The sequence below is a fragment of the Aeromonas crassostreae genome, from assembly GCF_054052445.1.
Genome location: NZ_JBSTYM010000014.1, coordinates 51,003 through 77,720 on the forward strand (window position 1 = coordinate 51,003; position 26,718 = coordinate 77,720).

Annotated in this window: 24 protein-coding genes; 8 read left to right on the forward strand and 16 right to left on the reverse strand. The window is 62.0% G+C overall.

Translation table 11 applies throughout. From position 1 onward, the window contains the following. Positions 1 to 40: 40 nt before the first annotated feature. Positions 41 to 334, forward strand: a complete 294-nt coding sequence (locus ACW5W4_RS12390) for a hypothetical protein (RefSeq protein ID WP_427261586.1) — start codon at positions 41 to 43, stop codon at positions 332 to 334. Between the two features lie 40 nt (positions 335 to 374). Here the strand turns inward: ACW5W4_RS12390 and ACW5W4_RS12395 are convergent, their stop codons facing one another. The 8 genes from ACW5W4_RS12395 to ACW5W4_RS12430 all read right to left on the reverse strand — a co-directional run bounded on the left by ACW5W4_RS12395 (position 375) and on the right by ACW5W4_RS12430 (position 8,211). Then, on the reverse strand, positions 375 to 839 hold the full coding sequence (locus ACW5W4_RS12395) for a C40 family peptidase (RefSeq protein ID WP_456689576.1): 465 nt from the start codon (positions 837 to 839) through the stop codon (positions 375 to 377). Between the two features lie 104 nt (positions 840 to 943). Beyond that, entirely contained in the window at positions 944 to 1,852 is a 909-nt protein-coding gene (locus ACW5W4_RS12400) for a hydrogen peroxide-inducible genes activator (RefSeq protein WP_427261584.1), read from the reverse strand. A 175-nt stretch (positions 1,853 to 2,027) separates the two neighbouring features. Continuing rightward, a complete protein-coding gene (locus ACW5W4_RS12405) occupies positions 2,028 to 2,993 on the reverse strand; it encodes an alpha-L-glutamate ligase-like protein (RefSeq protein ID WP_408794521.1) in 966 nt (321 codons plus the stop codon). A 3-nt stretch (positions 2,994 to 2,996) separates the two neighbouring features. Beyond that, on the reverse strand, positions 2,997 to 4,535 hold the full coding sequence (locus tag ACW5W4_RS12410; protein ID WP_408794524.1) for an inactive transglutaminase family protein: 1,539 nt from the start codon (positions 4,533 to 4,535) through the stop codon (positions 2,997 to 2,999). A gap of 3 nt (positions 4,536 to 4,538) precedes the next feature. Then, positions 4,539 to 5,327, reverse strand: coding sequence for an ATP-dependent zinc protease family protein (locus ACW5W4_RS12415; RefSeq protein ID WP_456689577.1), 789 nt, complete (start codon positions 5,325 to 5,327; stop codon positions 4,539 to 4,541). A gap of 52 nt (positions 5,328 to 5,379) precedes the next feature. Next, positions 5,380 to 6,357, reverse strand: coding sequence for a tRNA 5-methoxyuridine(34)/uridine 5-oxyacetic acid(34) synthase CmoB (gene cmoB, locus ACW5W4_RS12420; protein WP_456689578.1), 978 nt, complete (start codon positions 6,355 to 6,357; stop codon positions 5,380 to 5,382). Then, positions 6,354 to 7,097: a carboxy-S-adenosyl-L-methionine synthase CmoA gene (gene cmoA / locus ACW5W4_RS12425; protein ID WP_456689579.1), complete on the reverse strand. Its 744-nt coding sequence runs from the start codon at positions 7,095 to 7,097 to the stop codon at positions 6,354 to 6,356. Before cmoA ends, cmoB begins: the two co-directional genes overlap by 4 nt. Positions 7,098 to 7,350: 253 nt before the next feature. Further along, on the reverse strand, positions 7,351 to 8,211 hold the full coding sequence (locus ACW5W4_RS12430; RefSeq protein ID WP_456689580.1) for a DUF72 domain-containing protein: 861 nt from the start codon (positions 8,209 to 8,211) through the stop codon (positions 7,351 to 7,353). A gap of 418 nt (positions 8,212 to 8,629) precedes the next feature. Here ACW5W4_RS12430 and aspS point away from each other — a divergent pair, with 418 nt between their 5' ends. The 3 genes from aspS (at position 8,630) to ACW5W4_RS12445 (ending at position 13,158) form a co-directional block, all read left to right on the forward strand. Beyond that, a complete protein-coding gene (aspS, locus tag ACW5W4_RS12435) occupies positions 8,630 to 10,408 on the forward strand; it encodes an aspartate--tRNA ligase (protein ID WP_456689581.1) in 1,779 nt (592 codons plus the stop codon). Positions 10,409 to 10,487: 79 nt separating this feature from the next. After that, complete coding sequence (locus ACW5W4_RS12440; protein ID WP_427261579.1) at positions 10,488 to 11,228, forward strand: YebC/PmpR family DNA-binding transcriptional regulator; 741 nt, start codon at positions 10,488 to 10,490, stop codon at positions 11,226 to 11,228. 304 nt (positions 11,229 to 11,532) lie between these two features. Next, the gene (locus ACW5W4_RS12445; protein ID WP_456689582.1) at positions 11,533 to 13,158 is read left to right on the forward strand and encodes a phosphoethanolamine transferase; all 1,626 of its coding nucleotides are present in this window, start codon (positions 11,533 to 11,535) and stop codon (positions 13,156 to 13,158) included. Between the two features lie 360 nt (positions 13,159 to 13,518). Here the strand turns inward: ACW5W4_RS12445 and nagC are convergent, their stop codons facing one another. The 3 genes from nagC to nagB are packed head-to-tail and all read right to left on the reverse strand — an operon-like array spanning position 13,519 to position 16,693. Then, positions 13,519 to 14,733 carry a DNA-binding transcriptional regulator NagC gene (nagC, locus tag ACW5W4_RS12450; protein ID WP_456689583.1) on the reverse strand — a complete coding sequence of 405 codons (1,215 nt, stop codon included), beginning with the start codon at positions 14,731 to 14,733 and terminating at the stop codon, positions 13,519 to 13,521. Between the two features lie 4 nt (positions 14,734 to 14,737). After that, entirely contained in the window at positions 14,738 to 15,883 is a 1,146-nt protein-coding gene (nagA, locus tag ACW5W4_RS12455) for an N-acetylglucosamine-6-phosphate deacetylase (RefSeq protein ID WP_456689584.1), read from the reverse strand. A gap of 9 nt (positions 15,884 to 15,892) precedes the next feature. Further along, positions 15,893 to 16,693, reverse strand: coding sequence for a glucosamine-6-phosphate deaminase (gene nagB, locus ACW5W4_RS12460; protein ID WP_427261575.1), 801 nt, complete (start codon positions 16,691 to 16,693; stop codon positions 15,893 to 15,895). A gap of 262 nt (positions 16,694 to 16,955) precedes the next feature. On the opposite strand from nagB, the gene nagE reads away from it, so the two are divergent. The 3 genes from nagE to glnS all read left to right on the forward strand — a co-directional run bounded on the left by nagE (position 16,956) and on the right by glnS (position 23,288). Continuing rightward, complete coding sequence (nagE, locus tag ACW5W4_RS12465) at positions 16,956 to 18,410, forward strand: N-acetylglucosamine-specific PTS transporter subunit IIBC (protein WP_427261574.1); 1,455 nt, start codon at positions 16,956 to 16,958, stop codon at positions 18,408 to 18,410. A 141-nt stretch (positions 18,411 to 18,551) separates the two neighbouring features. Then, entirely contained in the window at positions 18,552 to 21,215 is a 2,664-nt protein-coding gene (locus ACW5W4_RS12470) for a beta-N-acetylhexosaminidase (RefSeq protein WP_456689585.1), read from the forward strand. A gap of 411 nt (positions 21,216 to 21,626) precedes the next feature. Then, positions 21,627 to 23,288 (forward strand): glutamine--tRNA ligase, encoded by a 1,662-nt coding sequence (gene glnS, locus ACW5W4_RS12475; RefSeq protein WP_456689586.1) that lies wholly within the window; start codon positions 21,627 to 21,629, stop codon positions 23,286 to 23,288. Between the two features lie 109 nt (positions 23,289 to 23,397). On the opposite strand, the gene fur is transcribed toward glnS, so the two are convergent. Beyond that, positions 23,398 to 23,826 (reverse strand): ferric iron uptake transcriptional regulator, encoded by a 429-nt coding sequence (gene fur / locus ACW5W4_RS12480; protein WP_408794554.1) that lies wholly within the window; start codon positions 23,824 to 23,826, stop codon positions 23,398 to 23,400. 242 nt (positions 23,827 to 24,068) lie between these two features. Here fur and ACW5W4_RS12485 point away from each other — a divergent pair, with 242 nt between their 5' ends. Continuing rightward, positions 24,069 to 24,587 carry a DUF4442 domain-containing protein gene (locus tag ACW5W4_RS12485; protein ID WP_408794556.1) on the forward strand — a complete coding sequence of 173 codons (519 nt, stop codon included), beginning with the start codon at positions 24,069 to 24,071 and terminating at the stop codon, positions 24,585 to 24,587. A gap of 40 nt (positions 24,588 to 24,627) precedes the next feature. On the opposite strand, the gene fldA is transcribed toward ACW5W4_RS12485, so the two are convergent. From fldA to ACW5W4_RS12505, 4 genes are read right to left on the reverse strand one after another with little or no spacing between them, the layout of a single operon-like run. Then, positions 24,628 to 25,152 (reverse strand): flavodoxin FldA, encoded by a 525-nt coding sequence (gene fldA / locus ACW5W4_RS12490; protein WP_041997751.1) that lies wholly within the window; start codon positions 25,150 to 25,152, stop codon positions 24,628 to 24,630. Between the two features lie 39 nt (positions 25,153 to 25,191). Continuing rightward, positions 25,192 to 25,488 carry a LexA regulated protein gene (gene ybfE / locus ACW5W4_RS12495; protein ID WP_041997752.1) on the reverse strand — a complete coding sequence of 99 codons (297 nt, stop codon included), beginning with the start codon at positions 25,486 to 25,488 and terminating at the stop codon, positions 25,192 to 25,194. A gap of 17 nt (positions 25,489 to 25,505) precedes the next feature. Continuing rightward, positions 25,506 to 25,727, reverse strand: coding sequence for a DUF2788 domain-containing protein (locus ACW5W4_RS12500; RefSeq protein WP_408794559.1), 222 nt, complete (start codon positions 25,725 to 25,727; stop codon positions 25,506 to 25,508). A gap of 56 nt (positions 25,728 to 25,783) precedes the next feature. Further along, positions 25,784 to 26,548 carry an alpha/beta fold hydrolase gene (locus ACW5W4_RS12505; protein WP_456689613.1) on the reverse strand — a complete coding sequence of 255 codons (765 nt, stop codon included), beginning with the start codon at positions 26,546 to 26,548 and terminating at the stop codon, positions 25,784 to 25,786. Positions 26,549 to 26,718 lie beyond the last annotated feature (170 nt).

The following is a 26,718-nucleotide window of genomic DNA, read 5'->3' on the forward strand; positions in this document are numbered from 1 at the left end:
GAGGTAGTTTGTGGTTATCACATCAATGGGAGAGAGTGTCATGACAGCGGAATTGGATAGCCTGCTGGCCAGGGTCGATGACGTGGTGGATCGCATGCCGGCGAGTTTCAACACCTACGAGTTTGTCCAGAAGCTGGCACTGCATCATCAGGGAGACTATTTTGCGGCGGGGCACTCCCTGGGGAGTCAGTCCCAGCCGGTGCTCAAGTTGCTCCATGGCCGGGTAGGGGCGGCCCTGGCGGGCAGCGATCGCCTGATCGAGGGGGCCCATCTGCCCTGCCTCACCCCCTGGGGGGAGGCGGCGAGCTCGCCGCGCTGGCACCGCAAGGTGTGATCCCGTTTGACCACAAGGCCCCATCGGGGCCTTGTTTGCCTCAGCCGGCGGGGGACGCCAGCGGCACCAGGCGGCGCGCCTGCCAGTAATGCTTGCGCCAATAGACGTTGTCGAGGCGGGAGCGGATCACCCCCTTGCTGGTGGAGGCGTGGATAAACTCCCCGGCTCCGGTATAGACGCCGACATGGTACTGGTTCCACCCCGTCTTGAAGAACACCAGGTCCCCGTGGCGCAGCTCGCTGCGCGGCACCGAGCTGCCCAGATTGGCCTGGGACTCCGTGGTGCGGGGCAGGGGGAAGCCCAGCACCTGGCTGTAGGCGAGCTGGGTGAAGGCGGAGCAGTCGAGGCCGGCCCGGCTGCTGCCGCCCATGCGGTAAGGCACGCCGCGCCACTGCTGGAAGAAGCCGTCGAACGCCTTGCTCGGCGGCGAGGGGGGCGGCGGCGGGGTGCTGGAGCAGGCGGCCAGCAGCAGGGCCAAAGGGGGCAGCAGGGCTTTCAATGACATCGGACTCCCTCGTGACGGACCCATATAGACTAACGCCTCGAACCGACCCCTGCCAGGGTCGTGCCCTCTTGGATGGGGACGGGCGGGCACAGGCCGCATCCGCGTCAGGGTTTGCGCTCGATCAGCGGCGTGACCAGCTCCGCCAGCTTGTAGAAGGTCTGCACCCGGGTGGTGCTGGGGCGCCACACCAGGCCTATCTCCCGGTAGGCCTGCTCCCCGGGCAGCGGGATGGCCACCAGATCCGTGTTGTCCAGGATCCCGGCATCTATGGCCATCTGGGGCAGGAAGGTGGTGCCGAGCCCGGCGCCCACCATCTGCACCAGGGTATGCAGGCTGGTGGCGGCGAAGGGGTTGATCTTGCTCTTGTCCCGCAACCGGCAGGCGCTCACCGCATGGTCGGTCAGGCAGTGCTCCCGCTCCAGCAGGAAGATGCTCTGGCTGGGCAGCTCCTTGTAGTCGAACGGCATGTGCAGGCCGGCCGCCATGGCGCTGGGCATCACCATGTGGAAGGGATCCTGGCCCACCGCCTTGCAGTGGAAGCCGCCGATCTCGATGGGCAGCGCCAGGATCAGCAGATCGAGCTGCCCCTGCTCCAGCTGCTTGAGCAGGTTGCTGGTGGTGTCTTCCCGCAGCAGCAGCTCCAGCTCCGGGTAGGTCTGGGCGCAGCGTTGCATCAGCCGGCTCAGCAGGAAGGGGGCTATGGTGGGGATGCAGCCCAGGCGCACCGTGCCCTGCATGGCGCCCCCCTGCTGCTGGCCCAGCTCCATCAGATCCCGGGCATCGGAGAGCAGGTTGCGGGCCCGCTCGACCACTTCCAGGCCGATGGGGGTCATGATGAAGCTCTTGTGATCCCGCTCCACCAGTTGCAGGTTCATCATGTCTTCCAGGGTCTGGATCCCGGTGCTCAGGGTGGACTGGCTGACATGGCAGGCCTTGGCGGCGCGATTGAAGTTCTTGTGCTCGTCGAGCGCTATCAGATATTGGAGCTGTTTCAGGCTGGGCCAGCGTTGCATAGGAAGACCTGATCCCTTCTATCTACTTAATTTGATTTGAGTAATCTAACATCGCCCCCCAGGCTTGTCGCTCTAATAAAACGGCGCAAGGGACTCAGGGCGAGGGCAAGGGCGTGGCATCGGCATAAAAAAACGCGCCAGAAGGCGCGCTTTTGAGTCGCTGTTTGACGGGGCGTCACTCTGCGAAGATGCCGAAGTGCTCCTTGGAGAAGGCGACCCGCTGGGCCACCGTCATCTTGACCTGACCCAGCTTCTCTATGGTCTTGAGGTTGGGCACCAGGCCGCGACCGTTGGCGATCTGGATGGCGAGGCCCGGGCGGGCGTTGAGCTCCAGCAGCATGGGGCCGCGGAACTTGTCCAGCACCATGTCGGTGCCGATGTAGCCCAGACCCGACATCTCGTAGCAGGAGGCCGCCAGGGTCAGCAGGGTATCCCAGTGGGGCACCTTGAGATCGTACAGATCCAGGCCGGTATCCGGGTGGTGACGGATGGGGGCGCCAAACTGTACCGCCCGCAGGGCGCGGCCGGTGCGCAGGCACAGCCCCACCCCCACGGCGCCCTGGTGCAGGTTCGCCTTGCCGTCCGAGGCCGCGGTGGAGAGGCGCATCATGGCCATCACCGGGAAGCCCTTGAAGATGATCACCCGGGAATCGGGCACCCCTTCAAACGAGTAGCCGTCGAACACGTCGTCGAAGTTGATGAGCCCTTCCACCAGGGCGACGTCGGGCTTGCCGCCAAGGGAGTAGAGCCCGGCCAGGATGTTGGAGACGTGGCGCTCCAGATCCTGCACGGTCGAGGCGCTGCCGTTGGGCTTGTAGAAGAGGCCGTCCTCCTGGCGCAGGATCACCAGGATCCCCTTGCCCCCAGAGCCCCGGGCCGGCTTGATGCAAAAGCCCGGCCACTCCCTGACCATCTCGGCGATGCGGGTGACGTCGTGCTGCTCGCGGATGGTGCCGATGAGGTCGGGCACTGTGACGCCGGCATCGAGCGCTATCTTCTTGGTCTGCAACTTGTCATCCACCAGGGGATAGAGGTTGCGCGGATTGTAGCGGCTGATGTAGGAGTGGTTGCGCTTGTTCATGCCGAGGATACCTGACTGGGCCAGGCTCCACGGGCTGGTGTATTTTTCCCAGAACCACATCTGTTACTTGTCCTTACCCATGGTGACACCGGACTTCATCTCGTCCACCAGCGGCTTGAAGCGCTTGAGCTCGCTCAGCTTGTAACCCGTGTAGTTGCCCATCACCAGCACGGTGGCCATCAGCACCAGCTGCAGACCGAGGAAGTTGAAGGTGAGGTGACGAATGAGCTCGTTGTCCATGGCCAGGTAGGCGATGACCGCCACCAGCAGGGAGCCGCCCCCCTGACGGAACACCTCCTTGGACCCCTCTTCCTCCCACAGGATCGACATCCGCTCTATGGTCCAGGAGAGGATGATCATCGGGAAGAAGGTGATCTTCATGCCGCTGGTCAGCCCCAGCTTGAACGCCAGCGCGGAGAAGAGGCCGATCATCGAGATCACCATGATGATGATCGCCGAGATGCGGGCCACCAGCAGCAGGTTCAACCTCGAGAGGTAAGAGCGGATGATGAGGCCGGTGCCGACGATGAGCAGGAAGCCGACCAGGCCGGTGATGAGCTGGGTCTGGATGAAGGCGACCGCGATCAGCACCGGCATGAAGGTACCCGAGGTCTTGATGCCCACCATGACCCGCAGGAACACCACCATCAGCACGCCGATGGGGATCAGCAGCAGCCCCTTGAACAGGGCCTGCTCTTCCAGGGGCAGGCCGTGGATGGAGAAGTTCATCATGTCGGACTGCTCGAACTTCTGGGCCAGGGCCACGCTCACAGGTTGCTCCTGGGCGATCATCGAGAAGGTGACCTTGGAGTTGTGACCGCCGGTCACGTCCAGCAGGGCGCCGGAGTTGTATTCCCACAGCAGCAGGTTGGCCGGACGGCCCTGTTCCCCTGTCTGGGGATTGAACAGCTGATAGTCGGTGGGGCTGTTGAACACCTGCAGATAGTCGATCAGCTCCTGGCGACGGCGGCCATCTTCCAGGCTCAGGGCATGGACCACCCGGGTCGGCACGTCGGCATTGTTGAGCAGCTCGGCAATCAGATTCGCGCGGCTCTTGTGGGATTTCAGCAGCTCGGCGTTCTGCTCCTGCTTCTCGATCTCCTTGATGATCTCGCGGGTCAGGGTGTAGCCGTCGGCGGAACGCTCCTGGGCGCGCTCCAGGATCTGCTTCATGGCGGTGGCATAGGGCTCGCTCTCGATCTGTTTCTCGATGGCGGGCGGCTGGGCCAGGGCGGCCGGCTTGGCATGGGCATCGGCCATCATGTCGACCCGGTAGTAGAGCTCCTGGCGGCCGGTGGCGGTGCGGATGGACCACTCGGCGCGGGCATCCCCGTTCTTCTCCACGAACGACAGGCCGTAGCCCGGGCTCGCCGCATTCTCGTTCATCAGGGTATAACCCGGCTGGGTACCCGGGATGGCCAGGGAGGCGATGACGGGTTCCCCGCTCGCATCGAACTCCAGCTTGGCCTCGATGGACCAGATCTGGCGCTTCTCGCCCGGGGTGAAGGGCACGTCCAGGGCGATATGGTGATAGATGGTCATCCCCATGCCGACGATGAACAGCAGGGCAACGAGCAAATAGAACGGCTTACGGGAAACCATGGATTATTTCACATCCTTGAGCTTGGGTTTGGGTTGGATATATTCGCGGGCCACGTCGACCACGGCGATATCTTTCAAGAATTCGCGACCCAGCAGCACGGGGAAGGTCATGTCGCTGCGATCTTTGAGGGTAAATTCGGCCTTCTCGGTCATGTCGCCGATGCGCACGGCGAGGCGCACCACGGGGCGACGGTCCAGATCGTCGGCGGAGGCCTGACGCACCCGCACGTGGCGCACCAGGGGCGCCTCTATCTGGATCTTGTCATCCAGGTCCTGATGGCTCAGGAAGAAGCGCACCCAGTTCTTGCCGTTGCGCTCGAAGATGGTGATCTCCTGGGCGCTGATGGAGGAGGTGGTGGCGCCGGTATCGACCCGGGCCTGGAAGGCGTCGTTGGCCGCATCGACCCAGAGCCATTCGGCTTCACCTACCAGCAGCTTGCCATCGACGGTGTGACCCGCCTCCGGCGCGGCACACTGCTCGGGGGGAGGCATCATGGGCTTGGGCGGCGCTGGGGGCAGGGTGGCCAACTTGCTATCAACTTTCTTCACGGAATCTTTCATCTTGGCGACATCGGCGTTGAGCTGGGTCAACAGTTGTTGTTGCTGCGCGGCCTGGCGCTCTTGTTGCGCCATGGCGAGTTGAACCTTCTGCTCGTTCAGGCTCAATTCGGTCCGCAGATCGGCCAGGGTCAGGGGCGGCACCGAGGGAGCCGGTTCCAACTGGGCGCACCCGCCGAGGCTGAGCAGAGAGAGCAGGGTCATTCCTTTCAATTTGCTTTTCATGTCATTCATTTAGCTGTGCTTCCTGGAATTGAATCAGTGTAACTTCCTGGGCTGCCCCCGGCTAGTCCTTGGCCTTGGTCGCAATCAGGACGGCGCGTTTGGGGGCGGGTAGCCCCTCCACGGTCAACGTGGGATCGGACGGGTCCAGATAATCGGACAAGGATTCATTGATCATCCAGTCGGTACGACGCTGTTCGTCCGTGCTGGTGACATTCTCATCGACGATCCTGACATCGGTAAAGCCGCAGCGTTCCACCCAGCGCTTGAGGGCCGCGCTCGAGGGGATGAACCAGACGTTGCGCATCTTGCCGTAGCGATCCTCCGGCACCAGCACCTGGTTGACATCGCCGTCGACCACCAGCGTCTCCAGCACCAGCTCGCCGCCATCGCGCAGCTGGTTGCGCAGCTGCTCTATGTGCTCGATGGGGGACTTGCGGTGATAGAGCACCCCCATGGAGAAGACGGTGTCAAAGGCGCGCAGGCAAGGCAGCTCCTGGATGCCAAGCGGCAGCAGGTGGGCACGCTGGTCATTGCCCATGAAGTGGCGAATGGCCTCGAACTGGCACAAAAACAGCGGGCTCGGGTCTATGCCCACCGCGAGCCGGGTTCCTTGCCCCACCATGCGCCAGAGGTGATAGCCGCTGCCGCAGCCCACATCCAGCACATAGCGCCCTGCGAGGGGACTGATATGGGGCAGCACCCGATCCCACTTCCAGTCGGAGCGCCACTCGGTATCGATGTGGATGCCGTGTACGGTAAAAGGTCCTTTACGCCAGGGCATGAACTGGCGCAGCAGGCTCTCGGTCTTCTTGCGCTCCCCTTCACTCAGGCTCTCGGCCGAGCCTATCTCGACCCGGCTTTTCAGCTCGACGTTGTCGGGGGCGACCGTCGGCAGCTTGCCCAGGGCCCGGCTCCAGCGGGGCAGGTCGCCGTGCAGGTTGTCATGCTGCCAGGCGTGCAGCTGGGCGGGCAGGGTGTGCAACCAGTGGCTGAGCCGGTTCTTGGCGATCAGCTGGTAAAAATTGGCGAAGTCGATCATGGCTGGGCGGGCTCGGGCGATTTGATGGCGATCATGGAGCCGAAATTGAAGCACTGGAACCAGAGATCCTGATGGGCGAAACCGGCGTCCCGCAGGCGCGCCTGGTGCACCGCCAGGGTGTCGGTGCGCATCACGTTCTCCAGCGCCGTGCGCTTCTGGCTGATCTCCAGCTCGCTGTAGCCGTTGGCCCGCTTGAAATCCAGATGCAGCTCGATGAGCAGCTCGTTGACCGGCGCGTCGTCGAAGCGAAACTTCTCGCTCAGGATGAGGATGCCGCCGGGACGCAGGCCGTCATGGATGCGCGCGATGAGGGCGGCCCGTTTCTCGGGCGCGACGAACTGCAGGGTGAAGTTGAGCACCACCACGGAGGCGTTCTCGATACTGATGTCGCAGATGTCCGCCTCCACCAGCTCCACCGGCACCTCGGACTTGAAACCCGAGAGGTGGGCGCGGGCGCGCTCTATCATGGGGCGGGAGAGATCCACCGCCGTGATGCGGCAGCCCGGCTGCGTCAGGTTGCGACGCATCGCCAGGCTGGCGGCCCCCAGGGAGCAGCCGAGATCGTAGAGGCGGCTGTGGGGCTGGGCGTAGCGGGCGGCCATCATGCCGATGGCGGAGATGATGTTGCTGTAGCCAGGCACTGAGCGCTGGATCATGTCCGGAAAGACATCGACGACCTGCTCGTCAAAGCAAAAATCGCCCAGTTGGGCGATGGGGGCGGCAAAGATCTGATCATGCATATGTGGTGCAACCCGGCAGGGGAGAGCATGCCCCTGTGTTGTTCAATGTAGGTGTTGGATGGCGGCCGGAGGGTGCCGAATGCCATCGACTGGCGAAGGGCGACAAGGACCAGGGCACTCCTGATGGTCGGGCCGCTCGCACGGGCCATCCTGCTGACCCGTCATAGGGGCGCTAGTGTAGAGGATTGCCGTTCATTTGTCTTGAACGGGGCGGGGGCGGGACGGCAAATTTTCGGCTTTTTTTTGCCCCTGGCTAAAACATCAGCACCCCCTGGCGGGCGCGGTCGCTCTCCCCCGGCCAGGGGGCCATCTCCTGGCCGAGCAGGCGGCTGATCTGCCGAGCGAGATCGGGGGCCAGGGCGTTGTCGGCGGTGTGGACAAAGAGGTAGAGATCCTTGCCCTCGGCGAGCCATTGTTGCCAATGGGGCAGCCAGGACGGCAGGAAGGGGTGGTTGTCCTCGGGTTGAGGGAGGCCGATAAGGCGCACCACAGGGCTGTCTGCCGTGGCGAGCAGGTGTACCGGCAGCCTCGGCTTCTTGCCCTGGGCATCGACGAGGGCCGCATTTTTTGCGGCGAGGCTGGCGGGCAGCGAGAACAGCGGTCGGCTGTCGAGCATGATGCGGTTGACTCCTTGTTCCATCAGCATCCGGTTCAGGGCCCGCTCCGCCTCTCCCTTGGCGAAGAAGTCGGGGTGGCGCACCTCGAGGCCATAGCAGAAATCCTTTGGCAGCCGCTGGAGGAAGGCCTGCAGGCGGGGCAGGCCGTCTGGGCCGAAGCGGGCAGGCAGTTGCAGCTTGAGCAGCCCCAGGGTGTCGTGCAGCGGTGCGAGCAGGGCGATGAAGTCCGTTACCTGCCGATCCGCGCTCACCAGGTCGCTCTGATGGCTGATGGTTTGCGGAAACTTGAAGGCGAAACGAAACCCGTCGGGTACGGCTGCGCGCCAGCGCCGCACCGTCTCTTGGGTCGGCAGGGCGTAGAAGGTGGTGTTGCCCTCCACCGTGTTGAACACCTTGGCATAGTGAGCCAGGTGCTCGGCGGGTTTGGCGCCCTGGCCGAGCAGTTGGCCGGGCCAGGCGGGGTGGGACCATTGGGGCAGGCCCAGAAAGAGGCTCATGAGGCTTCCTGTCGACAGATTGCTCGCGTTTGGCCCCCTTTTTTGCCCTTGGAGCTAAAAAACAGGGCAAAGGAGGGGGCTGGTCATTTTACCCGTATGGGAGTTTTCCTCTATAATGCCAGCCCTTTTGTTTTTCAATTTTTGATGACAGCACAGGATGACGCCGAGGGCGCCAGTGCGGATATCATCAATTGGCAAGACTGCGAGTGCTCTCCGATGCTCCGCCGACCGACTGCCTGGCTGTCGCACGCCTGCCTCGGCGGCACGCTTCCGGCGCCAGGGGGCCGGATGGTACGAGACTGATTTCACACCGGGTAGGAACGAGGATCTGGCCAGCTGCGAGACAGACGGTGCTTGCCAATCGTGCCCGGCGACTCAAGGTAAACCGTCTCTCATACAATTTCGAAGGAAGAAGTCCATGCGCTCTATCTATTGCGGACAGGTCAATGAGGCCCATGCCGGTCAGACCATTACATTGTGCGGTTGGGTCCATCGTCGCCGCGACCTCGGCGGCCTCATCTTTATCGACATGCGCGACCGGGAAGGGATCGTGCAAGTCTTCTTCGATCCGGACAAACCCGAGGCTTTCGCCCTGGCCTCCGAGCTGCGCGGCGAGTTCTGCATCCAGGTGACCGGCGTGGTGCGTAGCCGCCCCGAGTCCCAGCGCAACGGCGACATGGCCACCGGCGCCATCGAGGTGTTCGCCCACGAGCTCACTATCATCAACCGTGCCGAGCCGCTGCCGCTGGACTTCAACCAGGTCAACAGCGAAGAGGTGAGCCTCAAGTACCGCTACCTGGACCTGCGTCGTCCCGAGATGGCCAAGTACCTGAAGACCCGCGCCAAGGCCAGCGCCTTCGTGCGCCGCTTCATGGACGAGCAGGGCTTCCTCGACATCGAGACCCCCATGCTGACCAAGGCCACCCCGGAAGGGGCCCGTGACTACCTGGTGCCGAGCCGGGTGCACAAGGGCAAGTTCTACGCCCTGCCGCAGTCTCCCCAGCTGTTCAAGCAGTTGCTGATGATGTCCGGCTTCGATCGCTACTACCAGATCGTCAAGTGCTTCCGCGACGAAGACCTGCGTGCCGACCGCCAGCCGGAATTCACCCAGATCGACGTGGAGACCTCCTTCATGACCGCGCCCCAGGTGCGCGAGCTGATGGAAGCGATGATCCGCCAGCTGTGGCAACACGTGCTGGCCGTGGATCTGGGGGACTTCCCGGTGATGACCTTCGACGAGGCCATGCGCCGCTTCGGCTCCGACAAGCCGGACCTGCGCCTGCCCATGGAGCTGGTGGACGTGGCGGATCTCTTGACCGCCGTCGAGTTCGCCGTGTTCGCCGGCCCCGCCAACGACCCCAAAGGCCGCGTGGCCGCTCTGAAAGTCCCGGGCGGCGCCGAGCTCTCTCGCAAGCAGATCGACGAGTACACCAAGTTCGTCGGCATCTATGGCGCCAAGGGCCTGGCCTGGATGAAGGTCAACGACGCGGCCAACGGCCTCGAAGGGGTGCAGTCCCCGGTGGCCAAGTTCCTCTCTGACGCCATCGTGCGCGAGATCCTGGCCCGCACCGGCGCGGCCGACGGCGACATCCTCTTCTTCGGTGCCGACGCCAAGAAGGTGGTGTGCGACGCCATGGGCGCCCTGCGCCTGAAGGTGGGCCGCGATTTGGGTCTGGTGGAGAACGTCTGGAAGCCGCTCTGGGTCATCGACTTCCCCATGTTCGAGGAAGATGGCGAAGGCGGTCTGGCCGCCATGCACCACCCCTTCACCGCCCCGAGCAACATGAGCCCGGCCGAGCTCAAGGCCAACCCGGTGGGTGCCTACGCCAACGCCTACGACATGGTGATCAACGGTTACGAAGTGGGTGGCGGCTCCGTGCGTATCCACAACAGCGAGATGCAGTCCACCGTGTTCGACATCCTGGGGATCACGGCGGACGAGCAGCGCCTGAAGTTCGGCTTCCTGCTGGATGCGCTGAAATACGGCACCCCGCCCCACGCGGGTCTGGCGTTCGGTCTGGATCGCCTCAGCATGCTGCTGACCGGCACCGACAACATCCGGGATGTCATCGCCTTCCCGAAAACCACGGCGGCCGCCTGCCTGATGACGGATGCCCCGAGCTTCGCCAATCAGGCCCAGCTGACCGAGCTGGCCATCGCCACCGTTGCCAAGGCCGAGGCCCAAGGGGAAGCCTGATGAAGAGGGGCGGGGCCCTGAGCCTCGCCCGCATCATGGTTTTATCTTATTGATTTAAAAAATATAACGGAGAGTTTCTATGGCAGGTCACAGTAAATGGGCCAACATCAAACACCGCAAGGCGGCGCAAGATGCCAAGCGCGGTAAAATCTTCACCAAGCTGATCCGTGAAATCACCACCGCAGCTCGCCTGGGTGACGCGGACCCCGCCAACAACCCGCGCCTGCGGGCGGCGGTGACGGCGGCCCTGACCGGCAACATGACCCGCGACACCATCAACCGCGCCATTGCCCGTGGGGCTGGCGGCGCCGATGGCGAGCAGCTGGAAACCATCGTCTACGAAGGCTACGGACCGGCGGGCTCCGCCGTCATGGTGGAGTGCCTGACCGACAACCGCAACCGTACCGTGGCCGAAGTGCGTCACGCCTTCAGCAAGTGCGGCGGCAACCTGGGCACCGACGGCTCCGTGGCCTATCTGTTCAGCAAGAAGGGTCTGCTGACCTTCGTGGGTGCCGATGAAGACGCCCTGATGGACGCGGCCCTGGAAGCGGGCGCCGACGACGTGGTCACCGAAGAGGATGGCTCCATCGAGGTCTACACCAGCCCGAACGATTTCGGCACCGTGCTGGACGGTCTGGAAGCCGCCGGCTTCAAGCCCCAGAGCGCAGAGGTGACCATGATCCCCTCCACCGAAGCCGAGCTGGACGCCGAGACCGCGCCCAAGCTGATGCGCCTCATCGACATGCTGGAAGACCTGGACGACGTGCAGGAGGTGTACCACAACGGCTCCATCTCCGACGAGATTGCCGCGACCCTGTAATCATCGGGTTGAGGGGCACCTCGGTGTCTCTCCTCTTCCCACTGTGGTAGCTGGCCTGGCATCAGGCCGGCAATCACCCTCTAAACGGCAGCCCGCAGGCTGCCGTTTTTTTGTCTGTCAACGTGCGCCTCTGCCCGCCACCCTTCGATGCTCCCCCTTAATTCCCACTTAAGTTTGCCTCTCTAGGATGACTCCATCCGGACCTTTCCGGCGCTTGCCCTGTCTGTCAGGGAAGTGCGCCGGGAGTTTCACAACGAAGCCCGCTGGCGGGCTTCAGTTCACACTGTTTTGTCGGAGTCTCTCTATGCGCCCCACTCTGGGAGTGATCAAGGTCAATCTGTTGCTGGTGCTGCTGTTTGCACTGGCGTTCAACTGGCCCATCTTTCTGCACTTTTATCGCATTCTCACCGCCCTCGAGCACGTCAAGGCGGGGTTTGTCCTCTCTATCCCCCTGGTGCTGGTGGCGGCCCTCAACGGGGTGTTCCTGCCCTTTACCTTTCGCTATCTGCTCAAGCCCTTCTTCATATTGCTCATCATGACCGGCTCCCTGGCGAGCTACGCCATGCTCAAATACGGGGTGATCTTCGACATAGGAATGGTGCAGAACGTCATCGAGACCAACGGTGGGGAGGCGGGCTCCTACCTCAACGGCTCCGTGGTGCTCTGGTTTTTGCTCACCGCCGTGCTGCCGGTGCTGGCCCTGCTGTGGGTGAAGATTGAATATCCCCGTTCCTGGTACAGGGGGCTGGCGCTGCGCCTCGGGAGTATCGCCCTCTCCCTGCTGCTCCTGACGGGGGTGGCCGCCCTCTACTACCAGGATTACGCCTCGGTGGGGCGCAACAACAAGTCCCTCGGCAAGGAGATAGTGCCCGCCAACTATGTGCACGGTCTCTACAAGTACGCCCGGGATGTGCTCTTCGCCACCCCCATTCCCTACCAGCAGATAGGCACAGATGCCAGGGTGATCGGCCAGCATGAGAAGCCGACCCTGATGTTCCTGGTGGTGGGGGAGACGGCCCGCAGCCAGAACTACTCCCTCAACGGCTACCAGAAGCAGACCAACGGCTTCACCGCGAAGGAGGCGGATGTCATCTCGTTCAGGAACGTGCGCGCCTGCGGCACCGCCACCGCGCTCTCCGTGCCCTGCATGTTCTCCAACCTGACCCGGCGCGGCTATGACGAGACCCTGGCCAAGTCGCGGGACGGCCTGCTGGACGTGCTGCAGCATGCCGGGATCTCGGTGCTGTGGAAGGAGAACGACGGCGGCTGCAAGGGGGTGTGCAAAAACGTCCCCACCATAGAGATAGAGCCCAAGGCGTTCCCCGCATACTGCTCGGGGGATGCCTGCCATGACGAGGTGCTGCTGCAGGGGCTGGATCGGCAGATCGCCGGGATGCAGAGCCGGGAGGGGAGCAAGCTGGTGGCCTTCCACCTGATGGGCAGCCATGGCCCCACCTACTATCGCCGCTACCCGGCCGCCGATCGCGTCTTCCTGCCGGACTGCCCGCGCAGCGACATCGAAAACTGCAGCAACGAAGCGCTGGTGAACACCTATGACAACACCATCCGCTACACCGACAAGGTGCTGGCCCGGCTCATCGACAAGCTCAAGCGCCTGGAGAGCCAGTACAACGTGGGGCTGGTCTACCTGTCGGATCACGGTGAATCCCTCGGTGCCATGGGGCTCTATCTGCACGGCACCCCTTATAAATTCGCACCGGACGATCAGACCCGGGTGCCGCTGCTGACCTGGTTCTCTCCCCAGTTGCAGGCGGATCGCCGGTTGAACCTGGATTGCCTGCGCCAGGAGGCAGCCAGCAAGCGCTTCTCCCATGACAACCTGTTTCATTCCATGCTGGGGATCATGGATGTGCAGACCGAGGCCTACAACGGCAAGCTGGATCTGTTCAAGCCGTGTAGAACGGGGTGAGTCAGGCTAACCGAACGCGACAACCTGTTGCCCCGCCCCACGCTCGGCATCATGGATGTGCAGACCGAGGCCTACAACGGCAAGCTGGATTTGTTCAAGCCGTGCCGGGCAGGGTGAGTCAGAGTGGGTGAGTCGGATTGATGGAACGCGACAACCTGTTGCCCCGCGCCATGCTCGGCATCATGGATGTGCAGACCCGGGTCTATGACGGTGCGCTGGACTTGTTCAAGCCGTGCCGGGCAGGGTGAGTCACCGCGTCCGATTACGCCGCTACGCGGCTAATCGAACCTACGCTCGAAGCATCCATCAATAAAAAACGGCAGCCACTGGCTGCCGTTGTTGTCTCGCAAGGTCTGGCCCTTACTTCTGCTCCATGATGATCTGCAGCAGATCCCCCTCCAGCAGGGCACGCTTCACCAAGGCGAAGCCGCCTATGGTGGGCTGGTTCTGGAAACGCGCCTTGACGATGGGCAGGCCGCGATGAAAGCTCGGCAGGGACTGGTGCTCGACGCAGCGGCGGATGGCGGGGAAGAGTATCTCTTCGGCCTCGGTGATTTCGCCGGCGATCAGCACCTTCTGGGGGTTGAACAGGTTGACCGTGATGGCCACCGCCCGTCCCAGATGTTCCCCCACGTTCTCGATCACGCTGCGGGCCAGCTCATCCCCGGCCAGGGCGGCCTTGCACACCTCCTGGATACTGATGTGCTTCTCCTGCAGGCTGCTCTGGTGGCCGCGGCTGATGAGCTCCTTCACCTTGTCGACGATGGCCTCGTTGGAGGCGATGGTCTCCAGGCAGCCGAAGTTGCCGCAGTGGCAACGCTTGCCGAGTGGCTCCACCTGGATGTGACCAATCTCGCCGACGTTGCGGTTCTGGCCGAGAAACACCTTGCCCTTGGTGATGATGCCCGAACCCGCCCCCTGGTGAACGCTCACCAGAATGGAGTCCATGCAGTCGCGGGATTCGCCGAAGAAGTGCTCGGCCAGGGCCAGGGAGCGGGTGTCGTTGCCGACGTAGCAGGGCAGATTGAAGTGGTTCTCCAGCAGCTTGGCCAGGGCCAAGTTGCGGATCTGGTACTTGGGGGTGTAGATGACCATGCCCGATTCCGGGTTGACCAGCCCCGGCATGGTGAGCGCGATGCTGATGAGGTTGCGGCTGCGCTCCTGATGGGCATCGATGAAGGCGCCAATCTCCCGCAGCAGCATGTCGACCACGGGTTGCTGGTCGATCTCGGTCACCTCTGTGAGGTGCTGATCGAGCTCCTTGCCGTCGAGATCGTACAAGGAGAGGTGCAGGTAGCCCCGACCCAACTTGGCGGACACAAACTGGAACCGACTCTTGATGGTGGTCAGGGAGATGGCGCGTCGCCCGCCGGTCGAGGCTTGCGGCGAGGTCTCCTTGATCAGGCCATGCTCGATCAGTTGCCGGGTGATCTTGGTCACGCTGGCCGGGGCCAGGTGACTCAATTCGGCAATCTTGACCCGGGAGATGGGGCCTTGCAGGTCGATGAGCCGATACACGGCCGCGCTGTTTACCTGCTTGATGAGATCTACGTTTGCTATTTGTCCGCCAGTCATGATGTCACTGTTGTGTGTAGTGTCCGTTAACCACGGTCCCGAGGACCCTGAAGTCCTGATCAAAGACGGTGAGGTTGGCTATCTTGCCGACCTGGATACTACCGAGACGTGAGTCCCATCCAATGGCGCGTGCAGGGTATAGGGTGGCCATTCTCAGCGCTTCGGCGAGGGGCAGCCCCACCTGTTTGACCAGATTCTCCACCCCTTCGATCATGGTGAGGGCAGAACCGCCGAGTGTACCATTCTCATCGACGCACTGACCATCTCGGAAATAGACGGTGGCGCCACAAAAATCAAATTTCTCAAAGCCTTCCGGTGCACCGGCCGGGGCGGTGGCATCGGTCACCAGCACCAGTCGCTCCCCCAGCACCTTGTGGGCGAGGCGCACATTGGCCCAGTGCACGTGATGGCCGTCGACGATGACCCCGGTATAGACGTCATCCCTGTCATAGATGGCGCCCACCACGCCGGGCTCGCGCCCGTTCACGGTCGGGGTCATGGCGTTGTAGAGGTGGGTGGCAAAGCGCATGCCGCTGTCAAACCCGGCCATGGCCTGCTCGTAGCTGGCGGCGGTGTGACCGGCTGAGACCAGGATGCCGGCCTCCACCAGGCGGCGGATGTGCTCCGGGCTGTTGCGCTCGGGGGCCAGGGTGATCTTGGCGATGGCGTCCGCGTTGGCGCAGAAGAAATCGATCATCTCGTCGGCGGGCTGGCGAATTTGATCCGCCGGGTGTATGCCCTTGCGCTTGAGGTTGGTGTAGGGCCCTTCCAGATGCACCCCCAGCACCTCGTTGGCACGGGCCTGCATGTAGCTGCGGGTCACGGCGACCGCCTGCTTCATGTCCGCATCCGGGCTGGTGATCAGGGTCGGCAGGAAGCTGGTGGTGCCGGATTTGAGGTTGGCCGCCTGCATGGTGGCCAGGGTTTCGACCGTGATCGCCGAGTTGAACATGACGCCGCCACAGCCATTGAGCTGCACGTCGATGAAGCCGGCGCTCAGGTTGGCACCGTTCAGATCGTGGCGGGCCACGTCCCGGGGCAACTCTGCCAGGGGCTTGATGGCGACGATGCGGTCGCCATCGATGAGCACCCCGTGCCCGGTCAGCACATCGCTGCCGGTGTAGAGGGTACAGTGGGTCAATGCGTACATGTTGCCTCCTTACAGACGGCCGATGTTGTCGGCTTCCAGCTGCTGGAAGTAGCGCACCGTCTTGACCTTCAGCTCCATGGTGGAGGGCTCGTCACACACCATGAGTCCCTTCGGATGCAGCTGCAGGGTGGAGATGGTCCACATGTGATTGACGCAACCTTCCACCGCGGCCTGCAGGGCCAGCGCCTTGCCGTGACCCGTCACCAGGATCAGTATCTCCTCGGCATCCATCAGGGTGCCGACGCCCACGGTCAGCGCCAGCTTGGGCACCTGCTCCATGTCGCCGCCGAAGAAGCGGGAGTTGGCGATGCGGGTGTCCTCGGTCAGGGTCTTGACCCGGGTGCGGGAGGCCAGGGAAGAGGCCGGCTCGTTGAAGGCGATGTGGCCGTCGTTGCCGACGCCGCCCATGAAGAGGTTGATCTTGCCGTAGGACTTGATCTTGTCCTCATAACGCTTGCACTCTGCCACCAGATCCTCGGCGTTGCCGTTGAGGATGTTGATGTTTTCCGGGCGAATGTCGACGTGATTGAAGAAGTTGTTGTACATGAAGCTGTGGTAGGACTCGGGGTGATCTTCCGCCAGGCCGACATACTCGTCCATGTTGAAGGTCACCACGTGCTCGAAGCTCACTTCGCCGGCCTTATGCAGCTCAATCAGGCGCTTGTAGGTGTTGAGCGGCGTGCCGCCGGTGGGCAGACCCAATACGAAGGGGCGCTCGGCAGTCGGCTGGAAGGCGTTGATGCGGTCGACGATGTAACGGGCAGACCACAGACCGACCTGGTTGGCAGACTTGAGGGGGATCAGGCGCATTTCGAGTACCTCTATTCGGTTGTTACCGGCATGGGCGCGGTAGCGGGTTCCTAGTTGTTTTATAGCGTAAATAAAGATTGCGAACTAAGCCACATGTATCGGCCACCTTTATCTCATTTGGGTGACAATGATCACGATTGCGGCTTTATTAATTTGCGCAGCGAAATAAAAGACCTAGACTGCCAATCAAGCCTTGATGGCTTATGCGTCAAACGTAATAAGCACTTAATTTCTAGCAAAACCTTAACTAAGGAGAGGAGCCGTGAACATTCTCGGTTATTTACAGAAGATCGGCCGTGCCCTGATGGTGCCGGTAGCGGTCTTGCCTGCCGCAGCGATCCTGATGGGGATTGGTTACTGGATTGACCCGAACGGCTGGGGTGGCGGCAGCCCTCTGGCGGCGTTCCTGATCAAGGCCGGTGCCGCCATCATCGACAGCATGCCCATCCTGTTCGCCGTCGGCGTCGCCTACGGCATGTCCAAGGACAAAGACGGCTCCGCTGCCCTGGCGGGTCTGGTCGGCTTCCTGGTGGTCACCACCTTGCTGAGCCCGGGCGCCGTGGCCCAGCTCAAGGGCATCCCGGCCGATCAGGTGCCGGCTGCCTTTGGCAAGATCAGCAACCAGTTCATCGGTATCCTGTGTGGCGTCATCGCCGCCGAGCTCTACAACCGCTTCAGCAGCGTCGAGCTGCACAAGGCGCTGGCCTTCTTCTCTGGTCGTCGTCTGGTGCCCATCATCACCTCAGTGGTCATGATGGCGGTCTCCTTCGTGCTGATGGCCATCTGGCCTGTCATCTACGGTGGCCTGGTGAACTTCGGTGAATCCATCGTCGGCATGGGCTCCACCGGCGCCGGTATCTACGCCTTCTTCAACCGCCTGCTGATCCCCATCGGCCTGCACCACGCCCTGAACTCCGTGTTCTGGTTCGACGTGGCCGGCATCAACGACATCCCGAACTTCCTGGGTGGCCAATCCTCCATCGATGCCGGCAAGGCCGTCGCCGGTGTGACCGGCATGTACCAGGCGGGCTTCTTCCCCATCATGATGTTCGGCCTGCCGGGCGCCGCGCTGGCCATCTATCACACCGCCAAGAAAGCGAACAAGGAGAAGGTTGCGTCCATCATGATCGCCGCCGCCTTCGCCGCCTTCTTCACCGGGGTGACCGAGCCGCTCGAGTTCTCCTTCATGTTCGTGGCCCCCGTGCTGTACGTCATCCATGCCGTGCTGACCGGTGTCTCCGTGTTCATCGCCGCGTCCATGCAATGGATTGCCGGTTTCGGCTTCAGCGCCGGTCTGGTGGACATGGTGCTCTCCAGCCGCAACCCGCTGGCGGTCAACTGGTACATGCTGCTGCTGCAAGGCCTGGTGTTCTTCGGGGTTTACTACAGCGTGTTCCGCCTGGTCATCGTCAAGCTGAACCTGAAGACCCCGGGTCGTGAAGACGACGAAGCCATCCCGGCCAAGGCCGAGATCACCGACCGTACCGAACTGGCCAAGCAGTACCTGGAAGTGCTGGGTGGTCATGACAACCTGGTCACCATCGATGCCTGTATCACCCGTCTGCGTCTGACCCTGAAAGATCGCAGCATCGTCGACGAGCGTCAGCTCAAGGCCCTGGGCGCTGCCGGTGTGGTCAAGCTCGGCGAGCAGAACCTGCAGGTGATTCTGGGCCCCCTGGCCGAGATCATCGCCGGTGAGATGAAAGCCCTGCGTTAAGTGTTACCCGGACGGGCGTCTGTCCCTGCCCGTCCGTTCAAGCCTAAGTCCATTGTTGACATAACTGAGGGCCCCGCCTTGGGGCCCCATATAAAAAAAGCCAAGACAATCCAACCTTTACTTCAAATGAGAGCAGCAGTTATGAACTTGAAACATTCTCTGTTAGCCATTGCCATGTCTTCCGTTTTCACCGGCCCTGCACTGGCCGCCGATGCCGCCAGGCAAGCCGTGGTCGATTCCCTCGCCAGCAACCTCATCGTCAAGTACGAAGTCGTCACCAATGACGGTGCCGGCGCCGGCCTCGACTGTCAGGCGCTGGGCTCCGAGTGGGCCAGTTGCGGCGTTGCCAAGCTGCACCTGACCCATACCGGTGCCGACGTCACCTCCAAGGACTGGAGCATCTATGTCTCCTCCATTCGCCGCATTCAGCGGGTGGATAACGACCAGTTCACCATCACCCACCTGACCGGCGACCTCTATCGTTTGACGCCAACCGAGAAGTTCCAGGGTTTTGCCAAGGATGCCACGGTCGAAGTACCCCTGGTGGTGGAATACTGGGTATTGTTCGAATCAGACATCATGCCGAACTGGTATGTCTCCGCCGAGGGCGCCGAGCCCAAGGTGATCGCCAGCATGAGCAACATCGACGACGCCAGCAGCTACGAGAAGCCGATGCCGGCCGACGGCTGGAAGCGCACCAAGGACGACAACAACGTCCTGATGAACAGCGAGACCCGCTTCGCCGCCAACCAGACCAGCACCTTGCTGCCGGCGGCCAAGGTGGACAACAAGATCCTGCCGACCCCACAGAAGCAGGTGGTCAAGGCGGGCCCGCAGGTGGATCTCTCCACCATCAAGCTCGATGCCCTCGACTTGCCGACCGACCGTGCCGATGCCATCAAGGCGCAACTGACCAGGCTGGGTGTTACCCTCTCCGACACCGGCTACCCGGTCACCATCAAGCTCGGCAGCAAGGTCAAGCAGGCCGAAGGCTACGACATGACCATAGGCACCAAAGGCACAGTGGTGCAGGGTCATGACATCGACGGGGCCTTCTGGGGTGCCCAGTCACTGATCTCCCTGCTGGGAGTGGATGACAAGCTGGTGAGCCAGATGAGCGTCGAGGATGCGCCGCGTTTTGAATACCGCGGCATGCAGACCGACGTGGCCCGTCACTTCCGAAGCGCCGAGACCCTGAAGAAGCTGGTTGACCAGATGTCCGCCACCAAGCTCAACGTGTTGCACCTGGGATTGACCAACGATGAAGGCTGGCGCATCGAGATCCCGGGCCTGCCGGAGCTGACCGAGGTGGGCAGCCAGCGTTGCCATGACGAGTCCGAGACCCAGTGCTTGATGCCGCAGCTGGGCTCAGGCCCCAGCAGCGACAACCAGGGCTCCGGCTTCTACAGCAAGGCCGACTACATCGATCTGGTGCGCTATGCCAAGGCCCGCGGCGTGACCGTGATCCCCGAGATCAACATGCCGGCCCACGCCCGTGCCGCCGTGGTCTCCATGGAGGCGCGCTACCAGCGTCTGATGGCCGAGGGCAAGGAGGCCGAGGCGAACCAGTTCCGTCTGACCGACCCGGACGATACCTCCAACGTCACCTCGGTGCAGTTCTACGACAAGATGTCCTTCATCAACCCCTGCCAGCCGGGCGCCGCCACCTTCGTGGCCAAGGTGATGGACGAAGTGGCCCAGATGCACCAGGCCGCCGGTCAGCCCCTGACCGCCTGGCACTACGGTGGTGACGAGGCGAAGAACATCATGCAGGGCGGCGGCTATCAGGATCCGGCCGTCACCCCGGCCGCCGATCTGGTGGCCTGGAAGGGCAACGTCGACTCCAGCAAGCAGGACAAGCCGTTCGGCAAGTCCCCCCTGTGCCAGAAGATGATCGACGAGGGCAAGATCAAGGAGGTGGGCGAGCTGCCGGTGTACTTCGCCAAGGAAGTGAGCGAGATGGTCAAGGGCCACGGCTTCTCCACCCTGCAAGCCTGGGAAGATGGCCTGAAATACGCCAGCGGCGCCAAGGACTTCGCCACCGACAACACCCGGGTCAACTTCTGGGAAACCCTCTACTGGGGTGGCTTCAACGAGGCGATGAAGTGGGCGCACAAGGGCTATGAGGTGGTGCTCTCCAACCCCGATTACCTCTACTTCGACTTCCCGAACGAGGTGCATCCGGCCGAGCGCGGCTACTACTGGGCGACCCGCTTCAATGACACCCGCAAGGTGTTCGCCTTCGCCCCGGAGAACCTGCCCCAGAACGCCGAGACCTCGGTGGACCGTGACGGCAATGCCTTCGTGGCCAAGGGCGACCAGGATGGCGTCAAGTTCAAGGGGATCTCCGGCCAGCTGTGGAGCGAAACCGTGCGCACCGACGCCCAGTACGAGTACATGGTCTATCCGCGCATCTTCTCCGTGGCCGAGCGTGCCTGGCACAAGGGCGGCTTCGAGCTCGATTACGTGAAGGGCCGCGAGTTCTCAGGCACCAGCAAGCACGTCAACAAGGCTGCCCTGAACCAGGAGTGGAACCAGTTCGCCAACGCCCTGGCCCAGCGCCAGCTGCCGAAACTGGATCAGGCCGGTGTCGAGTACCGCCTCTCGGTGCCGGGCGCCAAGGTGGTGAACGGCAAGCTTGAAGCGAACGTGGACCTGCCGGGTCTGCCCATCCAGTACAGCCTGGACGGCACCACCTGGACCGCCTATGACGCGGCGGCCAAGCCGACCGTCACTGGCAAGGTCTGGCTGCGCACCACCAGCTTCGATGGCAAGCGCACCAGCCGGGTGACCGAGCTGAACTGACAGCCTGCAAACCATAGCGCGAGGCGGGTCCAAGACCCGCCTTTCTCAAGGCCGGCGTCGCCAGCCTTGGGAAAGGTTGACTCTGCGTGTGAACCTTTGTTGTGTGTGAGTCTGTTTTGATGTTTTCATCACCTTCAACCCCGCCTGGTGCGGGGTCTTTTTTTGCCTGCAGGGCAGCACGGGGGGCGCGGCCTTGTGCCCATGGCGGCCGGGACGGCCCTCGATGAGGGAGTGGCGCCGGGGGCCCACCCTCCCTGACGCCGCTTGTCCATCATGGCCCGCCGCCTGGGCCGAAAGGGCAAAATTCCGGTTGAGGCGGGCGCCCGAATAGGGGATCATACCCGGCTTGACGGCGGGGGATCGGAGCCAGTGGCTCGTCCCTCGCCAGTGACGCGCATTTTGAGGTGAGCCATGACTGAGGCGAACAGCCCGAGCAACTTTATTCGTCAGATCATCGATGAGGATCTGGCCAGCGGTAAGCACAAGAGCGTGCAGACCCGTTTTCCTCCCGAGCCGAACGGTTATCTCCACATCGGCCATGCCAAGTCCATCTGCCTGAACTTCGGCATCGCCCGCGACTATCAGGGCCAGTGCAACCTGCGCTTCGATGACACCAACCCGGTCAAGGAAGACATAGAGTTCGTCGAGTCCATCAAGCGGGACGTGCAGTGGCTCGGCTTCCAGTGGAGCGGCAAGATCCGCTACTCCTCCGACTATTTCGACAAGCTGCACGGCTACGCCGTCGAGCTCATCGAGAAGGGGCTGGCCTATGTGGACGAGCTCTCTGCCGAGCAGATGCGCGAGTACCGCGGCACCCTGACCGCGCCGGGCAAGAACAGCCCGTTCCGCGATCGCTCCGTGGCAGAGAACCTGGCCCTGTTCGCCAAGATGAAGAACGGCGAGATGGCCGAAGGCGCCGCCTGCCTGCGCGCCAAGATCGACATGGCGTCCCCCTTCATGGTGATGCGTGACCCCGTCATCTACCGCATCAAGTTTGCCCACCATCACCAGACCGGTGACCAGTGGTGCATCTACCCCATGTATGACTTCACCCACTGCATCTCGGACGCCCTGGAGGGGATCACCCACTCCCTGTGCACCCTGGAGTTCCAGGACAACCGCCGCCTGTATGACTGGGTGCTGGACAACATCAGCATCGACTGCCACCCCCGTCAGTACGAGTTCTCCCGCCTGAACCTCGAATACACCGTCATGTCCAAGCGCAAGCTGAACCTGCTGGTGACCGAGGGGCACGTCAATGGCTGGGATGATCCGCGCATGCTGACCGTCTCCGGGCTGCGCCGCCGTGGCTATACCCCGGCCGCCATCCGCGAGTTCTGCAAGCGCATCGGCGTGACCAAGCAGGACAACATCGTCGAGATGAGCATGTTGGAAGCCTGCATTCGCGACGATCTCAACGAGAATGCCCCCCGCGCCATGGCGGTGCTGCACCCGGTGAAGGTGGTGATCGAGAACCTGACCGCCGACGAGATGCTGACCGCGCCGGCTCATCCGAACAAGCCGGAGATGGGTACCCGCGAGCTGAACTTTACCCGCGAGATCGTCATCGACGAGGCGGACTTCAAAGAGGAAGCGAACAAGCAGTTCAAGCGTCTGGTGCTGGGCAAGGAAGTGCGCCTGCGCAACGCCTACGTCATCAAGGCCGAGCGCATCGAGAAGGATGCCGACGGCAAGGTCACCTGCATCTACTGCTCCTACGATCCCGAGACCCTGGGCAAGGATCCGGCGGACGGCCGCAAGGTGAAGGGGGTGATCCACTGGGTCAGCGCCACTCACTCCCTGCCGGCGCAAGTGCGCCTCTATGACCGTCTGTTCAAGGTGCCGAACCCGGGCGCCGAAGAGGACTTCGAAGGGGCCCTGAACCCGGAATCCCTGGTGATCATCGAGGGCGCCCGGGTCGAGGCTTCCCTCAAGGACGCCCAACCGGAGTCTGCCTACCAGTTCGAGCGCGAAGGCTATTTTTGCGCCGACAACAAGCTCTCCAGCCCTGAGCACCTGGTGTTCAACCGCACAGTCGCCCTGCGCGACGTCTGGGGCAAGGCCGAGGCCTGATGAATCAGAAGGGCAGGGGAGACCCTGCCACTCTGGTCCGGATTGCGGACACAAAAAAGCCAGCATCAGCTGGCTTTTTTATTGTCCGTCATCTGTCGTGACAGGCGACTCACTCGTCGTGCTTGCAGTCACCGTTGGCGCAGTGGCCATACAGGTAGAGGCTGTGGTTGGTCAGCCGGATGTTGTGGTGCTTGGCGATGTCACGCTGACGCTGCTCGATCACCTCGTCGGAGAACTCGATCACCTTGCCACAGTCGAGGCAGACCAGGTGGTCGTGGTGCTCCTGGGTGGCCAGCTCGAATACCGACTTGCCGCCCTCGAAGTGGTGGCGGGTGACGATGCCGGCATCATCAAACTGGTTGAGAACGCGATACACGGTCGCCAGACCAATCTCTTCACCGTGATCGATCAGTCGTTTGTAGAGGTCTTCGGCACTGGTGTGCTGGCATTCCGGCTGCTGCAGGATCTCGAGGATCTTGACGCGCGGCAGGGTGATTTTGAGCCCGGCCTTTTTTAACGCTTGATTATTGTCTGGCATATTCAACTTATTCGCATTCTCGAAGGTGGGGTTATTCTGAGTGACTGGCGCGGGAATGGCAACCTTGAACTCAGATCCAATGTCATTATAGGTCGTACGGTCACAAAAAATAAACCCAGTAATTCAAAGGGTTTAGCGGCTATTTTCCGTCGAGAGACTGGGGTTGGATTATTTTCCTCCCCTTGCTTGCCTGCTAATTGTTGTTAAGATGTAACACCTGTTTGTCTGGTCGGATGAGATCCATGGATTGGCTTTTTGACAATGCGGCCTGGGTGCGCCGCGCCCTCAACGCCTGGCCCCCATTCTGGGGTGCCGGCATCAAGATAGAAACCCTGAGCGATGACTTTCGTTTCTGCCGGGTGACGCTCAAGTCCCGCTGGTGGAACAAGAATGCCAACCGGACCCAGTTTGGCGGCAGCATGTTCGCCATGACGGATCCCATCTACCCGCTGATGCTGATGGGCTATTTCAAGAACCACTATTATGTCTGGGACAAGGCGGGCAGCATCAACTACATCAAGCCGGGCAAGGGCAAGCTCATCGCCGAGTTCAATCTGACCGAGGCCAAGCTGGCCGAGATAGCGGCGGCGACCCGCCAGGGGGACAAGCATTTTCCCGAGTTCGACGTGCTGGTCCAGGATCAGAAGGGCGAACTGGTGGCCGAGATCAGGCGCACCCTCTATGTGCGCCAGCGCAAGGAGCACAGAGAGACGGGGACATCGGGAAGCATGACGGCGTCTGCCGACAGAAAAATGCCATAAAAAAACGGCCCGGATGGGCCGTTGTTTCAACAGAAGTGTCTCACTCGAGTTCGGCGAGGCACATCTCTTCATGGATCTGCTTGCACCAGCCCTTGACGCGCTCGGCGGTCAGCTCGGGTTGGCGATCTTCATCGATACCCAGACCGACGAAGTGCTTGTCATCGACCAGGGCCTTGGAGGCCTCGAAGTCGTAACCTGCGGTTGGCCAGTGGCCTATGATGATGGCACCCTTGGCCTCGACGATGTCACGCAGGGTGCCCATGGCGTCGAGGAAGTACTCGGAATAGTCTTCCTGATCGCCACAACCGAAGATGGCGACCAGCTTGTCGGTGAAGTCGATCTCTTCGAGTTCCGGGAAGAAGTCGTCCCAATCGGCTTGGGCTTCGCCGTAGTACCAAGTCGGGATGCCGAACATCAGCAGACTGAAGCTGTCGATGTCGGCCTTGCTGCTCTTGGCGATGTCACGGACTTCAATCAGTTGTTTGCCCAGCTCTTTCTGGATCATCTTGGCGACAGCTTCGGTATTACCGGTATCGCTGCCGAAAAACAGACCTACACTTGCCATAGTGTTTCGTTACCCGTATCTGGTGTTGATGCTTAACGGTCAGATCAGCTGACCCGCCACGAGGGCAGAGTCGATCTGTTGCTTCAGGATAGATTGGATCAGCTCGGCGCGGCTGACGTTCTGTTGCAGCGCAAGTTGGTTCAGGCGCTCCAGCAACTCGGCCTCCACCTTTAACTCTACCCGCTTCAGTCCATTCTCCCGATCACGCTTGAGCTGATTGCGCTTGTTGATCTTGAGCTGGGTCTCGCGGGGGAGTGGGTTGGTCTTTGGCCTGCCGGGGCGCTTCTCATTTGCGAACAGATCCAGTGTTGTTCGATCAGTTTGCTGTTTGGCCATACTTCATCTATGAGCAGTTAGCCGAGACCCGAGCCTTCCCAGCTCAGTTCGATCAGCCCCTTGGCGACAAAACCCGCGCAACCTAAAAACAGTACCAGCCAGACGATGAAGCGACCGAAACGGGGCACGTTGCCTCGTTTGAGTACGTCCTGGATAGCCAGACCAATCAACAGAAAAATGGCCACGAAGAACAGTTTCAGGCCCAGACTCTCGATCAGTTCAATATGTTGGCTCAGCATGGATTGCGCACACTCCTTATGACGGGCGGCACTATATCACAAAGGATTTGAAACTGTTAACCGCCTGTAGACAGGAAATCCACAACCAGTTTGTTGAACAAAACCGGCTTCTCGGCGTGGAGCCAGTGGCCGGTTCCGGCGATGACCCGGGCCTTTGCCGCAGGGAATTGCACCATCACAGTCTCGGTATAGGCGGGCAACATATAGTCCGACTCGCCGCCCTTGATGAACAGGGTTGGCCCCTCGAAGCGGGAGTCGGCATCGGGCCAGCCCATGATGTTGGCGTAGTTGCGCTCAAGGGCCGGCACATTGAAGCGCCAGCCCCAGCCCGCATCGGTCTTGGCAAAAGACTTGAGCAGGAACTGGCGCACCCCGGGGATCTCGATGTGGCGAGCCAGCAGGGCGTCGGCCTCGCTGCGGCTCTGCACCGGCTGGCGCAGGGTGGCGTTGAGGCCGGCAAATACATTCTGGTGGCGGGCATGGGGATAGGCCACCGGGGCCATGTCGGCCACCACCAGCTTGCTGACCCTGTGGGGGGCCTGCTTGGCGACCTGCATGGCCACCTTGCCCCCCATGGAGTGACCGACCAGGGCCACCTGTTCAAGCCCGAGCCGATCCAGCAGGGCGAGCACATCCGCCGCCTGCTGCGGGTAGCTCATCTCGCCTGAGTGAAAGGAGCCGCCGTGGTTGCGCAGATCCACGCTGATGACGCGATAGTGCTCGCCGAGGGGACGGGCCAGCAGGCCCAGGTTGTCCAGGCTGCCGAACAGGCCATGGATCAGCACCACGGCCGGGCCCTGGCCCTGTTCCTTGAAGTTCAATAATGAGTGTTGTTGCAAAATGACACCTTGTCGGTCGTGGGCTGTTTCGCCTGTTTTTTAACGCACTGAAAGAAAAGGATTTCATTCCTTGGTGGGGATTTTTTTGTGGTTTTTTTTCAAAAAAATGGCCCCGAATAGGCGACTCAGTGCGGAGGATCACACACTTGGCC